The 21,231-nt window shown below is 40.6% G+C and carries 17 protein-coding genes; 7 read left to right on the forward strand and 10 right to left on the reverse strand.

Annotated elements, in window-relative coordinates; genetic code table 11:
• Positions 1-47: 47 nt before the first annotated feature.
• The 3 genes from LVQ96_00905 to LVQ96_00915 all read right to left on the reverse strand — a co-directional run bounded on the left by LVQ96_00905 (position 48) and on the right by LVQ96_00915 (position 2,705).
• Positions 48-497: a hypothetical protein gene (locus LVQ96_00905; GenBank protein ID MCW6169715.1), complete on the reverse strand. Its 450-nt coding sequence runs from the start codon at positions 495-497 to the stop codon at positions 48-50.
• Entirely contained in the window at positions 487-1,764 is a 1,278-nt protein-coding gene (locus tag LVQ96_00910; protein MCW6169716.1) for an FAD-dependent oxidoreductase, read from the reverse strand. The genes LVQ96_00905 and LVQ96_00910 overlap by 11 nt, the downstream gene beginning before the upstream one ends.
• 749 nt (positions 1,765-2,513) lie before the next feature.
• The gene (locus LVQ96_00915) at positions 2,514-2,705 is read right to left on the reverse strand and encodes a YrhK family protein (protein MCW6169717.1); all 192 of its coding nucleotides are present in this window, start codon (positions 2,703-2,705) and stop codon (positions 2,514-2,516) included.
• 48 nt (positions 2,706-2,753) lie between these two features.
• Between LVQ96_00915 and LVQ96_00920 the strand changes: the two genes are divergently transcribed.
• Positions 2,754-3,368 (forward strand): hypothetical protein, encoded by a 615-nt coding sequence (locus tag LVQ96_00920; protein MCW6169718.1) that lies wholly within the window; start codon positions 2,754-2,756, stop codon positions 3,366-3,368.
• A gap of 9 nt (positions 3,369-3,377) precedes the next feature.
• Here the strand turns inward: LVQ96_00920 and LVQ96_00925 are convergent, their stop codons facing one another.
• Both LVQ96_00925 and LVQ96_00930 read right to left on the reverse strand, forming a co-directional pair.
• Positions 3,378-4,802: a sugar porter family MFS transporter gene (locus LVQ96_00925; GenBank protein MCW6169719.1), complete on the reverse strand. Its 1,425-nt coding sequence runs from the start codon at positions 4,800-4,802 to the stop codon at positions 3,378-3,380.
• An 8-nt stretch (positions 4,803-4,810) separates the two neighbouring features.
• On the reverse strand, positions 4,811-5,599 hold the full coding sequence (locus LVQ96_00930) for a hypothetical protein (GenBank protein ID MCW6169720.1): 789 nt from the start codon (positions 5,597-5,599) through the stop codon (positions 4,811-4,813).
• Positions 5,600-5,928: 329 nt separating this feature from the next.
• Between LVQ96_00930 and glpK the strand changes: the two genes are divergently transcribed.
• Complete coding sequence (gene glpK, locus LVQ96_00935) at positions 5,929-7,422, forward strand: glycerol kinase GlpK (GenBank protein MCW6169721.1); 1,494 nt, start codon at positions 5,929-5,931, stop codon at positions 7,420-7,422.
• Between the two features lie 310 nt (positions 7,423-7,732).
• On the opposite strand, the gene LVQ96_00940 is transcribed toward glpK, so the two are convergent.
• The 4 genes from LVQ96_00940 to LVQ96_00955 all read right to left on the reverse strand — a co-directional run bounded on the left by LVQ96_00940 (position 7,733) and on the right by LVQ96_00955 (position 15,194).
• Positions 7,733-9,268, reverse strand: a complete 1,536-nt coding sequence (locus LVQ96_00940) for an aldehyde dehydrogenase family protein (protein MCW6169722.1) — start codon at positions 9,266-9,268, stop codon at positions 7,733-7,735.
• Between the two features lie 158 nt (positions 9,269-9,426).
• A complete protein-coding gene (locus LVQ96_00945) occupies positions 9,427-10,206 on the reverse strand; it encodes an ATP/GTP-binding protein (GenBank protein ID MCW6169723.1) in 780 nt (259 codons plus the stop codon).
• On the reverse strand, positions 10,203-13,499 hold the full coding sequence (locus LVQ96_00950; protein MCW6169724.1) for a DNA polymerase II large subunit: 3,297 nt from the start codon (positions 13,497-13,499) through the stop codon (positions 10,203-10,205). The genes LVQ96_00945 and LVQ96_00950 overlap by 4 nt, the downstream gene beginning before the upstream one ends.
• Positions 13,500-13,577: 78 nt before the next feature.
• Positions 13,578-15,194, reverse strand: coding sequence for a CTP synthase (locus tag LVQ96_00955; protein MCW6169725.1), 1,617 nt, complete (start codon positions 15,192-15,194; stop codon positions 13,578-13,580).
• Between the two features lie 203 nt (positions 15,195-15,397).
• Here LVQ96_00955 and LVQ96_00960 point away from each other — a divergent pair, with 203 nt between their 5' ends.
• The 5 genes from LVQ96_00960 (at position 15,398) to LVQ96_00980 (ending at position 19,820) form a co-directional block, all read left to right on the forward strand.
• On the forward strand, positions 15,398-15,982 hold the full coding sequence (locus LVQ96_00960; protein MCW6169726.1) for a hypothetical protein: 585 nt from the start codon (positions 15,398-15,400) through the stop codon (positions 15,980-15,982).
• A gap of 178 nt (positions 15,983-16,160) precedes the next feature.
• Positions 16,161-16,835 (forward strand): hypothetical protein, encoded by a 675-nt coding sequence (locus LVQ96_00965; GenBank protein ID MCW6169727.1) that lies wholly within the window; start codon positions 16,161-16,163, stop codon positions 16,833-16,835.
• On the forward strand, positions 16,822-18,246 hold the full coding sequence (locus tag LVQ96_00970; protein ID MCW6169728.1) for a cytochrome ubiquinol oxidase subunit I: 1,425 nt from the start codon (positions 16,822-16,824) through the stop codon (positions 18,244-18,246). Before LVQ96_00965 ends, LVQ96_00970 begins: the two co-directional genes overlap by 14 nt.
• Positions 18,243-19,220, forward strand: coding sequence for a hypothetical protein (locus tag LVQ96_00975; GenBank protein MCW6169729.1), 978 nt, complete (start codon positions 18,243-18,245; stop codon positions 19,218-19,220). Before LVQ96_00970 ends, LVQ96_00975 begins: the two co-directional genes overlap by 4 nt.
• Before the next feature lie 99 nt (positions 19,221-19,319).
• A complete protein-coding gene (locus LVQ96_00980; GenBank protein MCW6169730.1) occupies positions 19,320-19,820 on the forward strand; it encodes a DUF367 family protein in 501 nt (166 codons plus the stop codon).
• Here the strand turns inward: LVQ96_00980 and LVQ96_00985 are convergent.
• Complete coding sequence (locus LVQ96_00985) at positions 19,798-21,228, reverse strand: metal-binding protein (protein MCW6169731.1); 1,431 nt, start codon at positions 21,226-21,228, stop codon at positions 19,798-19,800. The genes LVQ96_00980 and LVQ96_00985 overlap by 23 nt on opposite strands.
• Between the last annotated feature and the right edge of the window lie 3 nt (positions 21,229-21,231).

The raw sequence follows: 21,231 nt of genomic DNA on the forward strand, positions 1-21,231 counted from the left end.
ATATGAAAAAGTTTGGAAAAAACACATCTTATGAATAACGAGACATCTTAGTGAGTCAATCTATTTTCTAGACACTGTACGCTTTTGTCTATATTTTCTAAGGTCGCGGTTTGAAGTTTTTCTTTTCCAATGAGCTTGGACATTATACCATAATCTACGGAAACGGACCATTTAACTAATGTACCTTGGGCATCATCATTGATGTCTACATGTAACGCAATTTTGATTGACGATCCTGCTACTCTACCCTTCCCGTTTATGTCTAGGCTATTTCCATTGATGCCAGCATAGTTAACCGACATTTTTCCCGATATCGTGTTCAGATACGAGGTTTTCATAGAAGAAGCATCCAGTTTCAGTCTGCAAACGTACTCATCTCCCTCCTTTTCATAGCTTTCTATACCAGGCAGGCATCCCACCACTCTTTCAAAATCAGCTAACCGCTCAAGGGTCTCGCTCTTAGTACTATTAAGTTTGAATTCACCGCTAAATTCCAACTTTATCACCCATAGAGATTGAATGTGAAATGAGAAATGAAGCTGCGCGTTGCGCAAATTCCTCGTCAACCGTACCATTTCTCTCATTAATTTTGTTAATAGCTGGGATATCACTCTTAACTCTAGACAGATAGTCCGAATAAGCGTAGTTAAAATTGTAATCTGATAGATCCACTTTCTCGCCAGTCTCAGATGATATCATTCTTGCAACGCTTTCTCCTATTAACCTCCCGGTAGTAAATTTCCCCCCCTTAACGGTTAGTACATTACCTGCCTTTGAATTTTTAGCAATTTTAAAACTTCTGCTCACTTTCCGTGAATCTGTCTCGATATCCTCGTCTTCAGACAGCGGCCTTATGGAGTAATATATTCTCTTATATTTATGATTCTTAATATATGGAATAACCACTGCTGCGTCATCTGTCATCATTTTTATGTCCTCCTCCTCAACTGAGAAATTATTAGGATCGTCGACCATGACGGCTGTTGTTCCCACTATAGAAACTGAGCCGTAGGGGAGAATTATATCGCCATCCGAAGGTTCCCTCATCCTGTTTATTACAGAGTTTACTAACCTTCCTTCATAAACCACCATTGCCCCCGCAGACGCCACAATCTCCTCGCGTTCCAGTCCAGAGGACTCAAGGATTTCATTAGAAAATGGACCCGTGGCGTTTATGATATAATCGAATTTATCTTCGTAAATTTTTCCGGATCTTTCATATTCAAGTGAATTTGCCTCTCCATCATTCACATTTATCCTTTTAACGTTGGAGTACGTTTTCACATTAAGCCCGTTAAGTACTGACTTTGCCGCAATAGCCACGGAGAGTTCATACGATCTCACTATTTTGTCTGGTACAGATATTGCTCTTTTAATATCTTTGATATTTTTCTCCTTGGCCATCACGACTTCGGGATCTACCTCTCTAGTTTCTATACCGGCATCCGTACATCCCTTCATTAATCGGTCTCCAAACTCGGCTTCCTTTTCATTTGCAGCCACGAAGAAACCACCAGTGTCGTCTATAAAATTTTCTGCGATGTTGCTAAGCCTTTTGTTTTCAGAAATACACTCAATGGCTGATATTTTATCATTCACCGCATATCTTGCTCCGCTGTGGAGCATACCATGAAATCTACCTGAAGTACCCGATGACAGGTCACCTTTTTCAAATAGCGTTACATCCATTCCACTTTGAGAAAGATAAAAAGCCGAGAAGAGGCCAGATATACCGCCACCAATTATTGCGAGTTTCAGCAGCATATTAAACTTTATTCTTGATCAATATTTTAAACCTTCCAAGAAAAATCCCATTTGCAGACTACCATCCTATTTTTCCAAGGTATTTTGTAACTTCTACCAGTTCTAACAGAATCTATTAGCCCATACTCATACTTTCAAATAGACAACCTAGACAAGCCCAAAAAATCTGATGGTCTTCTAAATGTACAGATCAGAAAGAACAGAAACAGCACTTTCTACCTTTCCCTATTAAAATCATTTATTCGGAAAATAACAGGCTGTGAGTGTATTAGACCCATTGTACCACGCAGAAGATGGAGCAAAGCTAAAAATTTATTGGAAACGACGATACGTAGGGAACATACCTATGGGCAGTGGGGAATTTAAGCCTGATAAGCCCGATAAAAAGGGTGTGAGATAGAATAGGACCTTTGGACGTCATGATAAAGGCACCATCGATGAAGCAGGAACCTCCGATGCTTTAGCATGTAGAATATATCAGAGGCTTGTTCATTCTCAGCTGAAAAAGACCTGCATTAGATTCAATGCCAGCTAACTCAAAATGAACAAACCATTATTCAAGTAAAGAGATACGGTAACAGAGCTATTGGAATGATGTCAGGCTGTAGACATTTAAGTGACAAAGATTCGAACAGGCGGAAAAAAAACATTGAATGTCGTGCAATCCCGTGTTTTCATTTGGGCTTTTGCTAAATTTCTTATGCGCCCAGTCCGCAATGCGCTAACAGTCAATACAGGCGAAAAAAGATTCAATTAGTGCTTTTCCATCTTACAATTTTGTAGGCAGGGCCTATTACCATTCCCACACTACCTATGATAAATAATACGATCCCAGTAGAGAATGATCCGAGAAAGAAAAGAATACTTCCTACGAGAAACATTATCCCTGAGATCAGGTCGTTATATAATATCGCTCTTTGAGATTTTCCACTTTTAGACAAATATATACACCACAGAAACGATATATGTATAAGATATATAATCAAGAGATGCAGCTCAGAAAAACTATAAGTAAATTTGATCAAGACAAGGACGTATTATTGAGGAGTTACATCGCCCAGGGAATAAAGTTGCTTTATATGGACAGAAAACATTTTTTTTCCGAGAGGAGCAGAGATTACGTGAAGATAAAGGAAATTCTCGAACACATAACAAATGAGGTAAGGATTATGGTAGAATGGCACCCGAGAATGCTTGTTCCGTCCGATGAAGGCTTTCGTTACGAAAGGCTAGATCAGAGAATGGCAGATAAAATTATCAATTTCCTTAATTTTATTGTAGAATTGCCACCCCCTTCATATAAGATCATTTCCAAGTGGCGTAAGACCACTGACATAGGTATGATGCGCATTCCAACTCTCACTTTCATTCTGTATTCGACCCTTGAATTCAAGATTCCTAGATACTACTCAGGTAAGATCGACGATTATGCATGCATATCTGCTGCAATAATAGACATCCTCCGGGAATCTTCAGGCAGTGCTAAAGTCCTGGAAATCAGTGAAAATATAAGTAAAAATTTCAGTGGAAAGATAAACGAAGAATCGAAAAATGAATACAAGAAAAATATAATTGAGTGGAAAAGATTAGGACTACTTATATAGCCCATTTTTTTATTTCTTTGCTGATGGTAGCACCAGTTTTGGAAATCCATGTTCATGTTTATATGATGCCAAGGCAATTTCCTCTAGCGTAAGCCCCTTCGTCTCAGGTGTATAGAATATTGTAAAGAGGAAAGCACCCACCATAATGATCAGCAGTATCGTAAAGAATCCCGCGTGCCCAAGAACCGTTGGTTTTGAAAGGAATGGGAACAGAAATGCAGAGAGAAACGACACAATTCTGGTTATTCCTGTGGCGCTACCCATAGAGGATGAACGAAGTTTTGTGGGCAAGAGTTCTATTGCGTATAAGCCCATCGTGTTACCCGGGCCCAAGTTTCCAATTCCGTAATCAATGATAAAGGCCAGTATTCCTATTGAGAGGAACAATACACCGGTACCACTAGAAGCAAAGAAGAACATAAGCATCGCTACGGCCATGCCGCCGAACCCAATGATCTGCAACGGTCTCCTGCCTACCCTATCATTGAGCATAACCGCCCCAAATGCACCTAGGAATCCAATAGGCATGTAAAATATGAACGAAAAAAGCAGTGATGTTGATCCAGAAACTCCGAGGCCCTTTAGAATAAGGGGCGAATAGAGTCCAATCCCATAGCCTGCAATGTCATACATTATCCACTGAATCCATACTATTGCAGTACGCTTTCCGTATTCTCCTTTGAAAAGTGAAGCCAACGACCCAGAGGCTATGTTAACTTCCCTCTGTCTTTCATCAAGAAGCGCCTTCAGATCGGTTGGTGTAATGCCTATCTTCTCTGCAACCTTGTTTACGCTTGATCCAGGGATCAAACCCTCTTCAACAACCTTCCATCTGGTTGATTCGGGCATTCTTGTCCTCAAGATGACAACTATTACCGCGGGAATGGCTCCAAGTCCAAGAGTGTATCTCCAACCGGTCAAAGGATCATGAAGGTAGAGTATCCATCCTATCAGAAATGCCGCCGCCGCTCCTATGCTCCAGAACGTCCATACCCAACCGTATCCCGCCCCTCTCTTCTTGTTAGGATACATTTCTGTCGAATATACTGGGCTGAGAGCATAATCTGCACCGACCCCCCATCCGACAAAGAACCTGAAGATTATCATCTCGTATATGTTCGTCGAAAATGCAGTCAGTAAGGCAAATACGGCAAAGAATACCAGATCGAAAATATACAGATATCTTCGTCCTATCCTATCTGCATAATGCCCAAAGAGTACCGCACCCACAAAAGCCCCGAGAAGAGCGGATCCAGTTACAAAAGACTCAGTTAAAGAGTCATACGGAAATATTTTATAAGTAACTAAGACCAACGTAAATACCGAAATAACGCTCAAATCATATCCATCTAAAAAATAACCCATGGCAGAAAGCGTTGTAATTACAGAACGTCTCGGAACATGTACATCACCAGTGCCTCGTACATTCTCCATTAAAGATTCTAACTCCGTACGATCTTAGGGTATAACTTCAATCCAAATGCATCTGCAATCTTCTGTGATCTATCAGGGATCTCTGCCACAGATCTTCTTGCCCCATCCGCTATGACATATATCTTTGAAAGTTCGAACAGTGCATCCTTCACAGATATTTTCTGTGAGAGCTTCTTCTCCTTCAGCGTCTCAAGGATGCTGAAGTAGATATACAGCGATACGAAAGATATGAAGAAATATCCCCTGATGCCGTCAGTTGTGTGCAGATACGATTTGTCGTTCTCCAGCTCGTTCTTCATGGAATCGAATGCGACCTCCACCTCTTCCCGTGACTTGTAGAGTTCGTATATCTCTTTCGGGTCTGATCTCAGGTTGCTCAGTATTGCGAATTTTCCAAGCTTGTTTCTCTCAATTATAAGATCTTTCTGTTTCATCTCTCCGCTCTCGATCTTTCTTATCATATTGGTCTCCTCCTCTGCCCTGATCATGGACATGGCCAATATCTCTGACCAGTGATCTGGAAACCTGTGTTTCAGCTCCGGGATCAGATCTGAAGCAGCTGATAGCAGGAGCTCGGAATTCCCGAATTCGTATATGGTCCTGCGATTGCGCTCGACAAGGCCATACTCAGTGATCCTTCCTATGTATTCCGATACCTTGACCCTCTTCTTTCTCTCCTTATCCCATCTCGTTGTGTCCCTATAGAGATAATAGGAATTCCCCTTAGGTTTCACCTCCACAGGAATGCCTCTCTCCTCTCCGATCTTCTTTGCAGCTTTGAGTATCTCTGGATTCATATATACAGTAATAGGGTATACACATTAATAAACTATTCTATCATCAGAACAAGCAAAATACAGCTACCAATGCAACGATGAATCTTATACCCTAAGAAACTGAGGAGTTAGAATTAAAGAATTAAGCATTGGCGTCTATTTAAATTTTTCTGGCGATAAATTTTATTGAATCGATGTACAGTGCAATTTTTATGGGAACACGGACTAATTCCTTTGTCAGATCTGATACCCTCTTGAAATATTGGGGCTGGATTCTTATTTTCATCTCTTTATTATACGATATTTTGCAATAGACAAATGCTTAAGTATTTCAATCATGATTGTTTCTCGTGAGAAAAGACAAGTACATTCTATCTCTGGATGAAGGTACAACAAATGCTAGGGCCATAGTTTGGAACTTTGCCGGTAAACCATGCGGGATAGGTCATGATTCTTTCCCTCAGTATTTTCCGTATCCCGGCTGGGTAGAGCACAATCCTGAGGAGATATGGCTTGCTCAGAAGAATGCTATGAATGATGCCATCGTTTCTGCAAATATTGACTACGACAGCATAAGTGCCATAGGTATTACAAATCAGAGAGAAACTACTGTTCTGTGGAATAAAAATACGGGAAAACCGATACATAACGCCATTGTGTGGCAGGATCGCCGAACCTCACCTCTTCTTGATGAATTGAAGGATGACTATAATGTAATTAGGGGAAGAACAGGTTTGATACCTGATCCATATTTCAGTGCATTCAAGATAAAGTGGCTCTTAAGTGAGGTCCCAAAAGCAAGTGAACTGGCAAAAAGGAACGATCTAAATTTTGGAACAATAGATTCCTGGTTGCTCTGGAAACTGTCCGGAGGTAAATTGCATTTGACGGATTATACGAACGCCTCAAGAACGATGCTATTCAACATAAATACACTTGAGTGGGACGATGAATTATTAGATATATTCAAAATACCTAAAAACATCCTTCCTGAGGTCATGCCTTCAAGTTTCATATACGGGTACAGTGATAAATCAGTAACTAAAGTAGAAATACCGATATCGAGCATGATTGGCGACCAGCAATCCGCGTTGGTTGGTCAACTTGCACTTTCCCCAGGAGAATCCAAAAACACATATGGAACTGGATCTTTTGTTGTTGTCAATACCGGAGATAAACCCCGAAAGACCAGCAATTTAGTGACCACAATAGCATACAGTTTCCAGAGAAATAGGGTATCCTACGCGATTGAAGGGAGCATATTCGTGACTGGTGCTGCTATACAGTGGCTTAAGGACGGGTTGAAATTATTTGAAAACTCCGACGAAGTGGAATCTATGGCAAAGAGCGTCAATGGGAATAACGGAGTTTATTTTGTTCCCGCGTTAACGGGTCTAGGAGCCCCTTACTGGGATCCATATGCACGAGGTCTCATAATAGGTCTTACAAGGGACACAACGCAGGCAGTTCTTGCCAGAAGTGCTCTTGAATCCATAGCTTATCAAACAAACGATGTACTTAGAGCAATCAAAGAGGATGTAAATTTGGACCTAAAGGAATTAAACGTTGATGGGAATGCTGCAACAAATGATTTCCTAATGCAGTTTCAAGCAGATATATCAAACATAAGCGTTAAGCGGCCAAAGATCCTGGAGACAACATCGCGAGGTGCAGGATTTATGGCTGGTATAGCTACGGATTTCTGGAAGATTTCTGATCTCGCCAGTTTGTGTGTGACCGATAAAGTATTTTACCCGAATATGAACGAGGAATATCGATCAAGATTATACAATAAATGGCGGGAAGCGGTTGAAAGATCCAGGAACTGGGCGAAGGATCTGTGAGTTATATCCAGTCATCCGTACTATTATGTTTTCTGACAAAAATTTAGAATCAAAGTTTATCGTTAATAAGGTCAGATATATACTCAAGAAAATTGCTTCACATCACGTCTTCCGAACTTTATTTAGTCATAACGAATCAATTGATGTGGTTCAGATAGGGTATAATACACAGGAAAAAATATTCATAGTGGGCGGGGTTTTTAACATAAATTCTAAAACAAATATCGTTACAAACTCGTGAAAAGAAATTAAGTACAATTTTGTTGGAATTCGCAGGAAAAGATATTAAAAAATATCTTGAAACTTCTACTTACTCAGATAATCTTTTTGATGGACCCATTGGACTTAGATCAAGCTGTATTGTTTTCACCTTAGTCATCTCGTCCAAACTATATCCAATACCTTCCCTACCCAAGCCAGAATCCTTGTTTCCACCAAATGGAAAATATCCAGTCCCGTGAGACGGAGAATCGTTTATCGTTACTGAGCCGTCTTCTAGTGCTTTAGCCGCGTGCCATGCGGTATATAAGCTATTTGTAAATACGCATGAATCGAGGCCATAACTCGAATTGTTTACAATCTCAATGGCGTTATCAATGTTATTGGCATTGATTATCACAACTACAGGGCCAAATGTTTCTTCCCACGCTATTCTAGAATCTAGAGGAACATCATCAAGCAAAGTAGGCTCGAAATAGTTTCCTTTGTGTTTACCTCCCTTCAGCAACCTAGCACCATTTCGTACGGCATCATCCACAAGGGCCTGTACCTTCTCTGCAGCTCTTATATTTATCAATGGACCAACTTTGATCCCGTCATCAAGTGGACTACCAAGTTTGTAGCTGTCAAATATTTTCAAAATTTCGTCAAGAAGTTTATCATGAATTTCTTTAACTACAATAACTCTGCTTATCGCATCACACCTCTGGCCTGAGTACCTAAGTGACCCTCCAAGAATCCTTTCCGCTGCTAGTTTAAGATCAGCATCCTGCGCCACCACGGCAGCTCCTTTTCCTCCCAATTCGAGATGTAACTTTTTCATGCTGGCTAGCTCTGCCACATGCTTGCCCGTTGCCGTACTTCCAGTCAATGTGATCATCTGTACCTTGCTGTTTTTAGCAATGTAATCACCAATCTCCCCTCCCATCCCGGTTATTATATTCAACGTACCCGACGGTACCCCCGCTTCCTGTAAAATTTTAACAAAGAGTAGGGAAACGATTGGATCGTCACTCGCTGGTTTTGCAACAACAGAATTACCAGAAATAAGAGCCGGGACTATCTTTGAAGCCATAGAAAAGAGAGGATAATTGAAAGAAGAAATACCTGCAATAACACCCAGAGGCTCTCTTATAACAACGGCCACTTTGTTCACCTTATCCTCTGCCCAGTCACCAGGAATATACTCCCCATACATCTTTCCTGCGTCCTCCATCGTCAATTTTATTCTCAGAAGAGCGGTATTGAATTCGCCCTCAGCGAGATCTTTCGTCTTGCCAGATTCAAGGATCATCACATTAACAAAGTCATCTTTATAACTCTCCATTAGGTGCCTTGCCTTATTTAGGACTCTAATCCTTTCTATGGCAGCTATTTCCCTGATCTTTTTTCTTGATTCATAAGCTGAATCGATTGCTGTTTCCACATCCTCTCTGGTTGATTTCTGTACACGTGCAATTAAATCACCGTTAATGGGTGAATTAACACTCATGTATTCTCCGGAATTTGACTCCACCCATTTCCCGTTGATAAAATTCTTGAATACTCTTATAGGATCCTGTTCTTTATATATATTATTGAATATGTCACTAAGATTTTCGTAATGCTCAAAATAAGCGGTTTTCATTTAGATCATCGTATTTGACAATCTTTATTCCATATTTAACGTTTTGAAGCGACGCCTTTCTGTAGATTTCCGAGCATGCTTGTCTGCAAAAACAACGTTCCTGCGCTAAATCAGTTTCAAATAGTTCTCAATTAAAGATAAATCCTCGAAACAGACTCTTAATCGTCTTTATACATAGTGTCGGTATCCGCACCGCCCTCGAAGAAAAGAGACATTTCTGAATATACCGATTCCATGCCTAGGCCGGTGTGTGATGATACCGGAACGACCTTTGAGATCAATCCAGTCTCCTTAAACGATTTCAATATGGATTGAAAATAATCCTTCATGCCGGTATCTTTCTCGTTTGTATAGGCGTCATAGAGTTCATCTGGATCGGACTCCCACTTCATAATCTGATCAAGTTGCTCATCGTCTATAAGATCTGTTTTGTTGAGAACAAATAGCATAGGTTTGTAAAACCTGGACATAACTGAACCAAAGAGCAATTTCTGTGAAATAAAACCAGAAGGCGATGTTGATAGGACGGAGTCTGTGATGAACGCTAGCATAGCCTTGCCTCCAGTTAGTTGATCTATAAGAATGGGGCTCGAGGGCCTGAATGCAAAGAGTTCTATTTGTCCCGGGGTGTCGAAAATGACATAGTAATCTTCAAAAACCGAGAGTTCTTTTATTATTGCATCCGAATTTTCGGTAATAAGATCGGATGCAACTATCTGGGCTCCATTTGGTCCAAGGTTATACTGTGACATAACATCACTTAAGGAAATAATTTCTCTGATATCATAATCCGCATCATACGGGATGTATTCAGCTCCCGGGTCCAGGTTGACTAGTGCAACATCGTATCCGCTTTCCACAAACCATTCTTTCAGTGCACCGGAGAAGGAGCTCTTACCAGTTCCTGCAGGTCCTGTGACAAATAATGATCCAATCATTCCTCATCGCCCTCAAATTCTTCAATTTTCATGGCATGATTTTTGTCCAGCGTGATTTCTGGCTTATCATCATCTGTGAATGTCTCCTTTATCGTTCTTGATATGTTTTCTACCTGAGCCGTAACATACCAGGGCATTTTATATTCGTGTGCAACTTTTATTGTCTCGTCCAAATACTTCACTATGCTACCCTTATGTATTGTAAGGATTATACTTTTGTTGCCACACTTCCTGCACTTTCCAGAAAGCGGGACTCGCCTGTATTTGGTGTTGCACTTGCTGCATCTGAATTCCTGCGAGAAAAATTTTCTGAAGTTACCAAATATATCAGGAAGAAAATGCGAGCTCAGAACCCTGACTGCGACATCGTCGGCATCTACTGCCCTTATAATCTGTGCCAGAGAGAGCTGTCTCTCGATCTTTTCTTCCATTGTTCCTATGGATTTGTAGGAACAAATTTTGACTCCAGAATCTATCTTCTCTGTACGAGTTGTAAATCCCATACCCATGGTAACGCCCGTGGTCTGCAATAGTTTCCCTGTTGTAGTCATGAAACTCTCAATCTCTGAGGCCATCTTCCCTTCAATTGTGGCTTCATAAAATTGAAGCGGATATGTGTACATCGTATCTACATTCAGGGCCTCCTTGTCTACTTCGTCCGGATTAAGTTTTACTGTCAAGACAAGGGGGGCATCCATCAGCCCACCAGTCGTAGATGGGAGGAATGATCTAGAAAAGTTCAAGAGTCCATCTAAGAGTAGCATCACACTATCCTCATCGCCATCGCAGTTCCTCCTCTTGGCAGCATGATACAGCGGATGTGCATAACAGCCACTCACGTCTGCGAACCCGATAATTCTGCCAACGATCCCTCCAGATGTGTGCGGAGCCAGACCTATGACAAGCTGTCCTATTAGGTCCGATGGCGTTTCGCACATATAATATGGGGCGAGGCCATAATATTTAACCAATAAATCATCAATGTACTTTGATACTCTCAACAAATACTCCGCTGACGAGAGAGGCATAATAAGGTCTTGCGGAAAGATTTCAATAAAATCAGAGATTTCATATCCAAGTTCTCTGGCTCTCTCCTCAGATAGGCCAATCTCGGATAGCCTGAAGTGCGTTATGGGTATATCAGACATATCGTACCTACACGTACCGTCTTTATTTATTGTCACGTCATGCAGCGCGCGGACAAGTCCCTTTTCTATGGGTTCGCAGGTTTTACTGTTTGAAATCAATCCCTTAACACCTTTTATCTCGAGTTTGTCAGGAATGGTTACCCCAAGATTTTCTGTTGCTGAGTTAATCATTTCCGAAAGATTGATTTTCACCTTTCTTATTGTGTGGGTATCTTCTGTAAGCGAACCACAGCTAGGGCATCTGGGCACACATGTCTCAGCTCCACAATTTTTACATCTTCTAAGGTCCACCTCAACTTCATATCCCGAAAGTGTATTCTTCTCCGCATTCTTGAGAGATCGGCGAGAATCTCCATAATTTTCAACGGGGAATAGAAGATGAACTTTGGGCTTCATTTTCCTGTCGCCAGCTTTTTCAGGCCTTCCTAATCTTGCTCCTATTCTAGTCGGAGACCTTGGTATTATCCTAATTCCCGAGAGTTTGTTGACCAGCGAAATAGGATCATCTCCATTTGTATCCTGTTCTCTCACAATGATTTTATCGTCTTTTAAATCTAGCCCCAGGCAAACGATAAGCGGATAATAGTTTTCTACAGAGATATTAAGGTGCGACCTAAATTCTACTCCAAGTTTAACGAGAATGTCAAAAACTCTTCTGTCTGTTGGAATCACGAGCATATTTTTGTCTATGGACGATTGCATGACCTTTTCTCTGAGATATAAGACTTCATCAACAGACAAATCGTGCCAAAAATAATCATAATCTGGATAAAGCGGTACGCCATTCTCTCTGGAAATTGCAACCGCCTCAAGATGATCAGGTTTATTTTTTGTTTCAATGGATTTTCCGGAAGATTTGACAATCTCCAACCACCATTCTATGTTGAATGATCCAGGAAGAAGTCTTCTGTTATTTTCTAAAAATTCACCATAAGATATGAGGATTTCCCCAATATCTGTTATCTGTTCCACGTCTTTAGCTATATTCCTGGCGTCTTTCTCATCGTTGACTCTAATGTGTCTCCCGTCATTCAAGAGCACCATTGGGCCATCGATATTCTCGCATGGTGTTATCGCGGCTGCCTTTCCGGGAAGTTCGGTCTTTATTTGCGATCCTACAGCTATAAAGCCGTCAAGTATCACCATTGTAGCTGGATTTATAGATACGGCAGCAAGTCCTGAGACGCGTGACCTTCCATAACGCAGCCTAAATCCTCCAGGTCTCCCAGGGTGAGAAAACACTGGTCTTCCCGCCACTATATCTTTCAGAAATTTGTCGGAAACATGCTCTACAGGTTTTTCCTCATTTGTAGATTTTTCCCCTCCTGAGCCAAGAAAATTCCATTCGCTTAATCCAAGTTTGTCGGTATACTTCTTGACCTTCCTTGCTTTCTGTATCAATCCTTCACAGAGAACAAGGCACATTCCACCGCGTATCCGATTTGTTTCTATTCTCTGCATATCACGATGACCGGAAACTTCCTCTTCCTCACTCCCTTCGCCGTCTATACATATGGGTGATTTCTTTACAACTTCCCTGATTTCGTCTTTCGAAGGAAAATATTGAAGATGTTTTCTTCTGTTGTAGTCCTGAACCTCTTCTATGTATCTATCCTCCTCGTCTGAAGTGGCAACAAACTTCCCTATACCAAGGTCCCTGCGAACTATATCTGTGATAAGAACACTCATAGCCTGCGCGGTTGCTCCCGCACCTCTTATCGGTCCGGCGTACACAATTGATGCATATGTAGATCCATCGGTATTTTTGTTGATCTTAATCTTTGAAATACCTTCTAGTGGGGCCACGGATATCCCTTCTGTGAGGATCGCGAGTCCAACCCTAACAGATTTGTCAAGGGCCGTTTCTTTTTCTGCCTCTGGGTACCTCCTGGCTACGCTTCTTGAAATTTCTATCGCAAGTTCTTCACGGGTCATTTCTTTCGACAACTTGCGTATATCTTCGGCTATTCCGGGCACACCTATTAGTTCCTCTACACGATCAGCCATATCCGTGGCAAGGGGAATCTCTACTTTTGTTGATACATCAAGTCCCTTGGCTCTTACCGCTTTTGCCAAGGTGTATTCTTTCTCAAGCTGACTTATAATCGACTGTTGATATTTTTTAAGATAGGATTCAAGATCCAAAATGTATCATCTCTAAACTCTCTTTGTTCAAATCTCTTTGATGCAGATTTAGTTTTATTAAGAAATATGAATATGCGCTCACCTTGTCACTTCTGTTTGAAGCAAATTGTCCTTATGTTTAAGGGCCTCTTTCACTAGATGAAGGTGAAGCTTCGAGGGATTCATCGGTCTTGAGAGGAACTCGCTGTGAAATTGTACTGCAAAGAGAGAAGTTTCACCCTTAAGTTCCGTTATCTCCATTCTTCTCTCCTCAGAATCCACGCCAGAAAAAATCAGACCTGATTGTTCAAGTCGCGCGATATAATCTGGATTTACCTCGTACCTATGCCTGTGACGTTCGTATGTCTCGTTTTTTCCATACAGGGCTTTCGCAAGTGTATGGTCTCGTATGAGAACTTTCTGGGAACCTAATCTCATTGTTCCACCCTTATCTGTCACCCCCTTTTGCTCCGGAAGTATGTCTATAACGGGATTCTTTGTATCCGGTACAAATTCCGTACTGTTTGCATCTTTGAGACCAAGCACATTTCTTGCGTATTCTATTACAATAACCTGGAAGCCAAGGCAGACGCCCGCCAGTGGCATGTTGTTCTCTCTGGCGTACTTTGCAGAGAGAATTTTTCCTTCTATCCCTCTTTGGCCAAATCCTGGAGCTATTAGTATTCCATCAACATCTTTTAACGGTTCCAAACTTTTCTCTAGATCTAGAGATTCCACCCATTTTATGTTGACATCAATTCCAGTATTTCCAGTAACGTGCGTGAAAGCTTCCTTATGGCTTATGTAGGCATCGTGAAGTTCTGTATATTTACCTACAAGAGCTATTGTCACGCTTTCTTTCGGGTTTTTTATGTTCTCTTTGAACGTCTTCCACTCATCTGTGGCTTCATTTCCATGTAATGAGAATTTTTTAAGAATGAAATCAATAACGCCCTCCCTCTTTATGCTTTCTGGGAGAAGGTATACGTTTTTCACATCTACAACGCTAATTATACCGCCCAGTGGTACATCCGTGAAAAGAGATATCCTGTTTTTAGACTCGATTGTAAGAGGGTTCTTGGATCTGCAGAACAGCATATCGGGCTGTATGCCTATCTCTCTTAGAGCCTTGACACTATGCTGTGTGGGTTTAGTTTTCTGCTCCCCCATGGGCCCGACCTCAGGTACGAGTGTCACGTGTGCAAATATAAAATTTCCTGTTCCTTCTTCCCTCCCGAGCTCTCTAACCGCTTCGAGAAAAGGCATTGATTCTATATCACCTACAGTTCCGCCGATTTCTATTAGGATGACATCATAATCACCGCTAGAAGCAACTAGACGGATCCTCCTCTTTATCTCATTAGTAACATGGGGAATAATTTGAACAGTACTCCCAAGGTACTCCCCTTTCCTTTCTTTTTCAATAACTTCTTTGTAAACTTTTCCAGTTGTTATATTATTATCCTTGGTCAGTCTCACATCCATAAATCTTTCATAGTTGCCAAGGTCTAAGTCAACTTCACTTCCATCATCAAGAACAAAAACCTCTCCGTGCTGGTACGGATTCATCGTTCCCGCGTCATAATTGAGGTACGGATCAATCTTTATGGAGGTCACCTTAAGCCCTTGTGATTTTAGAAGATATCCTAAACTGGATGTAATGGTTCCTTTTCCTAAGCCGGAGATAACTCCACCTGTTATCGCTATATAATGCATTAGAGTATAGGGAATCAAAACTAATTAATTTTTTGCAGATCGAGGATTATGATCGAGACTGAAACAGATCTGGTAACTTAACGGTTAAAGCTAATCCCACTAACGACACAAAAAATTTTGAGAACTTTTCTTCGGGTTAAATTAATGCAAGGATAAATCATAATGGTATAGGAAAGTTTTTCACTTGGCTTTAATGACGTCTAATGATGGTTAGAATCAATATCTCTGTTTCGAATGAGACCGCGAAACTGATCGAAACTCAGGCTAAGGACACTGGAAGGACAATAAGCTCAACTATAACTGATGCCATTAAGACTTGTTCGATCATCAAAGAAGGAGGGTATCAGGTTGAGAATCTAATTAACGCCATGCAATTAAGCAGACTTTACAAGGTAGCAGGCACGATACCTGTCCCACGTATACTTCTAGACGGTCTAGTAAGCGATCTCTTTGCCTCGGATGAAAACAAAACGACAGACCTATGGGCAGAAGCTGGCAATTCCATAGGAATAATCCTGAAAACTTTTGCACCAAACCTCGATGTTCTTTCCAGTTTATTGAAAAAATACAGCAATTTACTTCCAGCAGATTCTATACAAATTAATTATGATGAGCGTAGCTTAGAGGTAGTTTTAACCGGTATTGGCTACAGCTACGCGTCATCAAAGTGCACGGCCGTTGCCATTGTAAAGGCCATGGAAGTGTACGATTTCACAGAAACCAAAGAAGACATACTCGAAGGGTCCATTAGATTACTATTCCAAAAAAAACAGGCGGTCAATATATAGGAGATTGTTTTAATGGGTCTCGAAATAAACAGCAATTTTTAGTTGCATAATACGAATGCCCTCAATAGGTTATTGGGTCAAAGAGTGACATTAAATATGGTCGTGCATCTATGCGCAAAAGTGCGTAAATTTATGTCCTATCATTTAAATAAGAAATTGACATGGGATTGGTGAAATCATGATAAATATCGTTCTACTTTCGACTTTAGTAATATTCGTACTGACGTTTGTGCTTGCGTCTTTTATGACTTACGATTACTTCAGAAAAAGAAAGGAAAGCATAATTTTTTGGTCCCTTGGGCTATGGGCTTTTGCAGTTGGAGTAATTTTAGAAATTCTTTTTGCAGATGGAATTTATTCGCAGATCTTGATAAAGTCATACCTGTTCATAGTTGCATTGGTTGTAGAAGCTTTGGCCATTGGGTCGGTTCTCCTTCTAGGAAATAAGAAAATCACTCAAGCCTATGCGGCATACGTAATCGTTACATCTATTGCCCTAGTACTCGTTCTTGCATTCTCCAACATAGGAAATATATTGGTTAGCGGGGTTGTTTTTGGTTTATTGCCCCTTTACGTGACTCTTCTTTCTGCTTTTATCACTTTTCCTGCGGCGGTGGCGCTAATAGGAATATCATTTTATTCATACACCAAAACAAGAAATATAAAAATGGTAAGCATAATTGCTGGCGTAATCGTTGTAAGCGTCGCTGGAACGTTATATATTGCTGCTTTCCCCGCTTTTCTTTACTATTCTGAGTTCATTGGTATACTCCTCCTATGGGCAGGGTTCTTCAATTTCAAAGGCTTATTCAAGATCGTTTCTAAAGAGGTGAAAGAAAATGCTTCCAACTGAGATGGACCGAATAACGATTGCTTATAGTCTGGGTATCCACATTTTGTTTGTTTCAATATCCCTTGCTTTGCCTATTATAATGGTAGTTGCCGAGTATATTGGGTTTAAAAGAAAGAATGCATATTTCGACCTTCTTTCCAAGAGAATGTCCAAGGCAATGGTAATTTTCTTTGCTATTGGAACAGCTTCAGGGATCGCTGTAGCAGTTCAATTGCTCGTTTTATGGCCAGGCTTTATGGGTCTCGTCGCAAGTGTTGCTATATTGCCGTTTTACGTCGAGGTGTTTGCGTTCTTTATGGAGGGTATCGCTCTTGGCGTATACGTATATTCTTGGGATAAGATTGCAAACAGACACCTACACATGTTCTTTGGTGCTATGATAGCCTTTTTTGCAAATCTCTCTGGCGTTCTGATAATAATGGTCAATGCTTGGATGAATACCCCTAATGGTTTTAATATAAGTGCCTATCTTAAAAGTGGGGTTCTCATAGGGCTGAACCCATTATCAGTTTTCGGAACCGCATCGACACCGATCGAGGTAATGCATGCTTTAGGCTCTACCTTATTCACGGGTGCATTCATTATCCTGGCATACTTCGCGATAAAGTTTCTTTTTGCAAAATCTGCAGAACTAAAATATTATTTCAAGAGCGGATTGAAAATTGCTTTTGGCCTTGTTTCTCTCGTTTTTATCCCTGTAGGTTTAGGCGGAACCTTATCAATGGGCATGCTCGGGACCCTTGAACCTGCAAAATATGCTGCTCTAGATATGGATCTTGTTCCCCGCGCTAATGCTTATGAGTACATGTTTGGATGGAAGGTTCCGATTCCTGGGTTGCAGAGCATACTCCTCACGGGGAAAGCGTCAGGAACAGTACCTGGATTGAGTTCATTTCCGAAGTCCGATTGGCCCCCACTATTTGTTCATACAACCTTTGATCTCATGACAATATTCGGGATAGTACTTGGTGTGTTTATAATCGTGGGCTTAATCGCTATAGCAGTCAGGTACTACCTATCTAAATCCAAAAACTGGAAGCATAAGCCAATACTCTCCAAAATATTCGATCCGGTTTATGGCTCGTTCATGACATATGTCACAATATTCATGGGTGCAATAGCTATGATAACACTTGAACTCGGTTGGATCACAGACGAGGTAGGAAGGCAACCTTGGATCGTTTATGACGTAGTGAAAACATATGCCGTATCCAACCTTTCTGGCTGGGTAATACCACTTGGTATTTTTGTAATGGTTATGTACACTTTCCTAGCAATCTTCACTGTCTTCATAGTCAAGAGAATACTGACAAATGACGACATTATATTGAAATTGAAGGATTATCCGTCATGGGAGAGAAAGATTGTCAGTGGAGAAAAACCCGCGACGATGGCGAGGGGATCTAAATGAGTGCAATTCCGTTTTTCGTCAACTACGGTGTCCTTGCAGCATTTCTTGTTTTGTTTTTGGTAGAAGTAGGCATGGCATTTCTTGCAGCCTTAAACTATGAGAAGTTCAAAGGATTAATCATGCCATATATCGTTCCTATATGGGAGATAAACGGGACATTTGCGGTATTTTATGTTGTAAACCTTGAGGCCACGTATCCTTCACTTGTTCCTGCTGTGGGAACCCTTTTCGTAGCTCCTTTGATATTTTCATTTGTCATTTATGCTGTACACAATGGATTTCTCGCGTATTCTGAATTCATTGAAAAAAAGGAACCTGAAAGAATTTTCATGATCACCTATGGAATCTCAACGTTAATCGTGGCATTCGTAGCTGTTTCCATGCTTACGTCTTCAGTCAGTGCTATAGGCATCAGCCTGAAAACACTTAGTATCACATCTTATACATTCTTCCTTAACGGGTTTAACATAATGTATTTCATCGCGATATTCTTCCTGGTTCTTACAATAGTGTTCATTTTGTTCAGCGTTAAAATGTACTCCCCTTATCTTCCACTGGTGTTTCTTGTCATTTCACTGATATTCTTGTTTGTTCCGACTTACATCTATACGAGATATATATTCAATAATTTTCTGCACTACTATCCGATATTTATCGTGGTGCTTCTGATATTCGTTGGTTCCTTCTTGCTTTATTACATGGAAAGATACAAACTGGTCTCAAAAGCTTTGCTGGTTCTGGGTTCTTATATGTCGATAATGTTTTACGGTGCTCTTGAATATCCGTACTTCTTTAACGGCGCGATAAACGCATCCAACTCTACAGTGACAGGGCCTATCGGAGCGGCGGAGGATGTAATAACAATCGTTGGTGGCCTCGCTGTTGTTATATTTATGGCAGTATTTGTTTACTTCAGCTATTTTGTTAAAGAAGGAAAGGTTAGAAAGACCAGAGCAGGTAGCCTGGCAAAATAAGCTGTTGTTTTTACATAATATTATTCTCAAATTTTTTTTGTAAATTTCTGAAAAACTTAATCACTCTATTTGGTATTCATGTTTTGCCGGTAAGAGGATATGGCGGAACCGCAGATCCTATTTTTTTATACGCACGAGGACGATCCATCAAAGTCAACGATGAGAAAACTGAAAAGATTTGGTTTAGCAAAAGAATCAAGTATGTCAATTATTTCAAAGGCCGTTTCGCTAACTCCGTATTCTGAGAGGTACTTAGGGGCATGGGATAGGGATCTGGTGCTCATGCATGGTCTTGGAGTTATTGATGGGTCTTGGAATAAAATTAGTTCTATAGAAAAAATGAGGTTACGTTTTTCAAGAAAACTTCCAATCCTCGTACCTGTAAATCCAGTGAATTACGGAAAACCGGAAAAACTTTCATCTGTAGAGGCAGTTTCGGCAGCACTGTACATAATCGGTTTTCACGATCTGGGTTTAGGATTGCTTAACAAGTTCAAATGGGGACCAAATTTCTATACCTTGAATAAAGAATTACTGGATGACTATTCCAAATGCAGGTCCGAAAGAGAAATAATCACTACTGAAGAGGCTTATTTTTGATCCATTCGTTGTTTCTTAAACTATATTCTCCGTTTGTATAACTAAAAATGATCTTTCGGATTGAATCCCTGAAATTCTCGGGCACAAAAGAGAATGATTCACTTTCCTCTGGAAGAATGTGTATAGATTCTATATGTGTGCGATCTTTATTGTCTGTTGGCTCCTTTCCAAGACGTTCCTCTAATAGAATAAGTTCATCTGGATCAAGTCTCATTCTTTCTTTGGAAACTTTAGAGAGCAGTTCTTCATTGTTGAGATTATCATATCCTATGGTAGAAAGATTCCCACCAGCAGCCTTCACAAAAAGCATCACGCCCATGCACTTGCTGCAATTTCCACAAGGTCTTATGAGTCCTTCAACTTTTCTGCATGAGTGGCACGATCTTTGAAGCCGAAACAAATCTGGATATCGATTAACTAGTATATTTTCGACAACCGATGCTGTTATGGGATAAACCGCAGACCAAACGCTGGTTTGGAATCCCTTATGATTGAGATATGAGCTCATAATTCGGTTGAAGTCTATTGACTGATCAAATATACCATAATAATGCTTGAATCCTTTAAAGTCCCCCATCTCTCTGGGATCATCAAATTCATCACCTATCACAATGCCACTGATCTTATTCTTTTCAATAATAGGCAGTGAAGACATCACGTAAACTGGAAATATGAAAAGCTGTACCGGATACGTGTCTGTCTTCCTTTGTATAACATTCTGGTTTATCGATTGCATATTCCTCAGGCAGAATCTATAAAATCGGTCAACATTAGACCAAATCCTCTCTACATTTCTCTTTTTTGCCGTAAAATCATCATAAGCCGTTTTTGCCGTCATCCAGTGCGCTCCAGATTCGTTGAAGAATATCTCGAAAGTGTTCGCGCCTATTTCACTGAGCATGCCATATGAAAGCAGGCTTTCTTTGCCCCCAGAGGAAAGAATCGCAACATTGTTTTCTATGGTTTCAGGAGCATGTGTGTCCATAAAGGAATCTGTCCGTACAACTTCCGTGATTCCATCAATGTTGCTTGATGTTATGTCCGAATCAGTAGGGATATAGTTTGATTTAAAGAATTCATATCTCCTTCGTACAAGCTTGTTTATGAATACGTCTCTGTTGTTTATCCTTACAAACTTCTTGATCGCCTCCATGTCATTATCTGAAACGGGATAATCCAGAGTAAGTTTCTTAGCAAAGAGTGTAAAGTTAATTGCAGGCATTGTAATGATCAGGCCGCCAAGATTCTCATTCAAACTGACGTCATCGGAGTACCTGAACTTCAGGTTAAATGGAATATCTTCCCCATTCCTTGTTAATGTGACGATTCCGGAAAGTGTATTCTTTCCATAGGAAATGTTAGAAATAGTGATGTTATCAAATTCAGAAATAACGTCTATGAAGCTCATCCA

It is taken from the genome of Thermoplasmatales archaeon (assembly GCA_026127925.1).
Classification (GTDB): Archaea; Thermoplasmatota; Thermoplasmata; order Thermoplasmatales; family Thermoplasmataceae; genus JAKAYB01.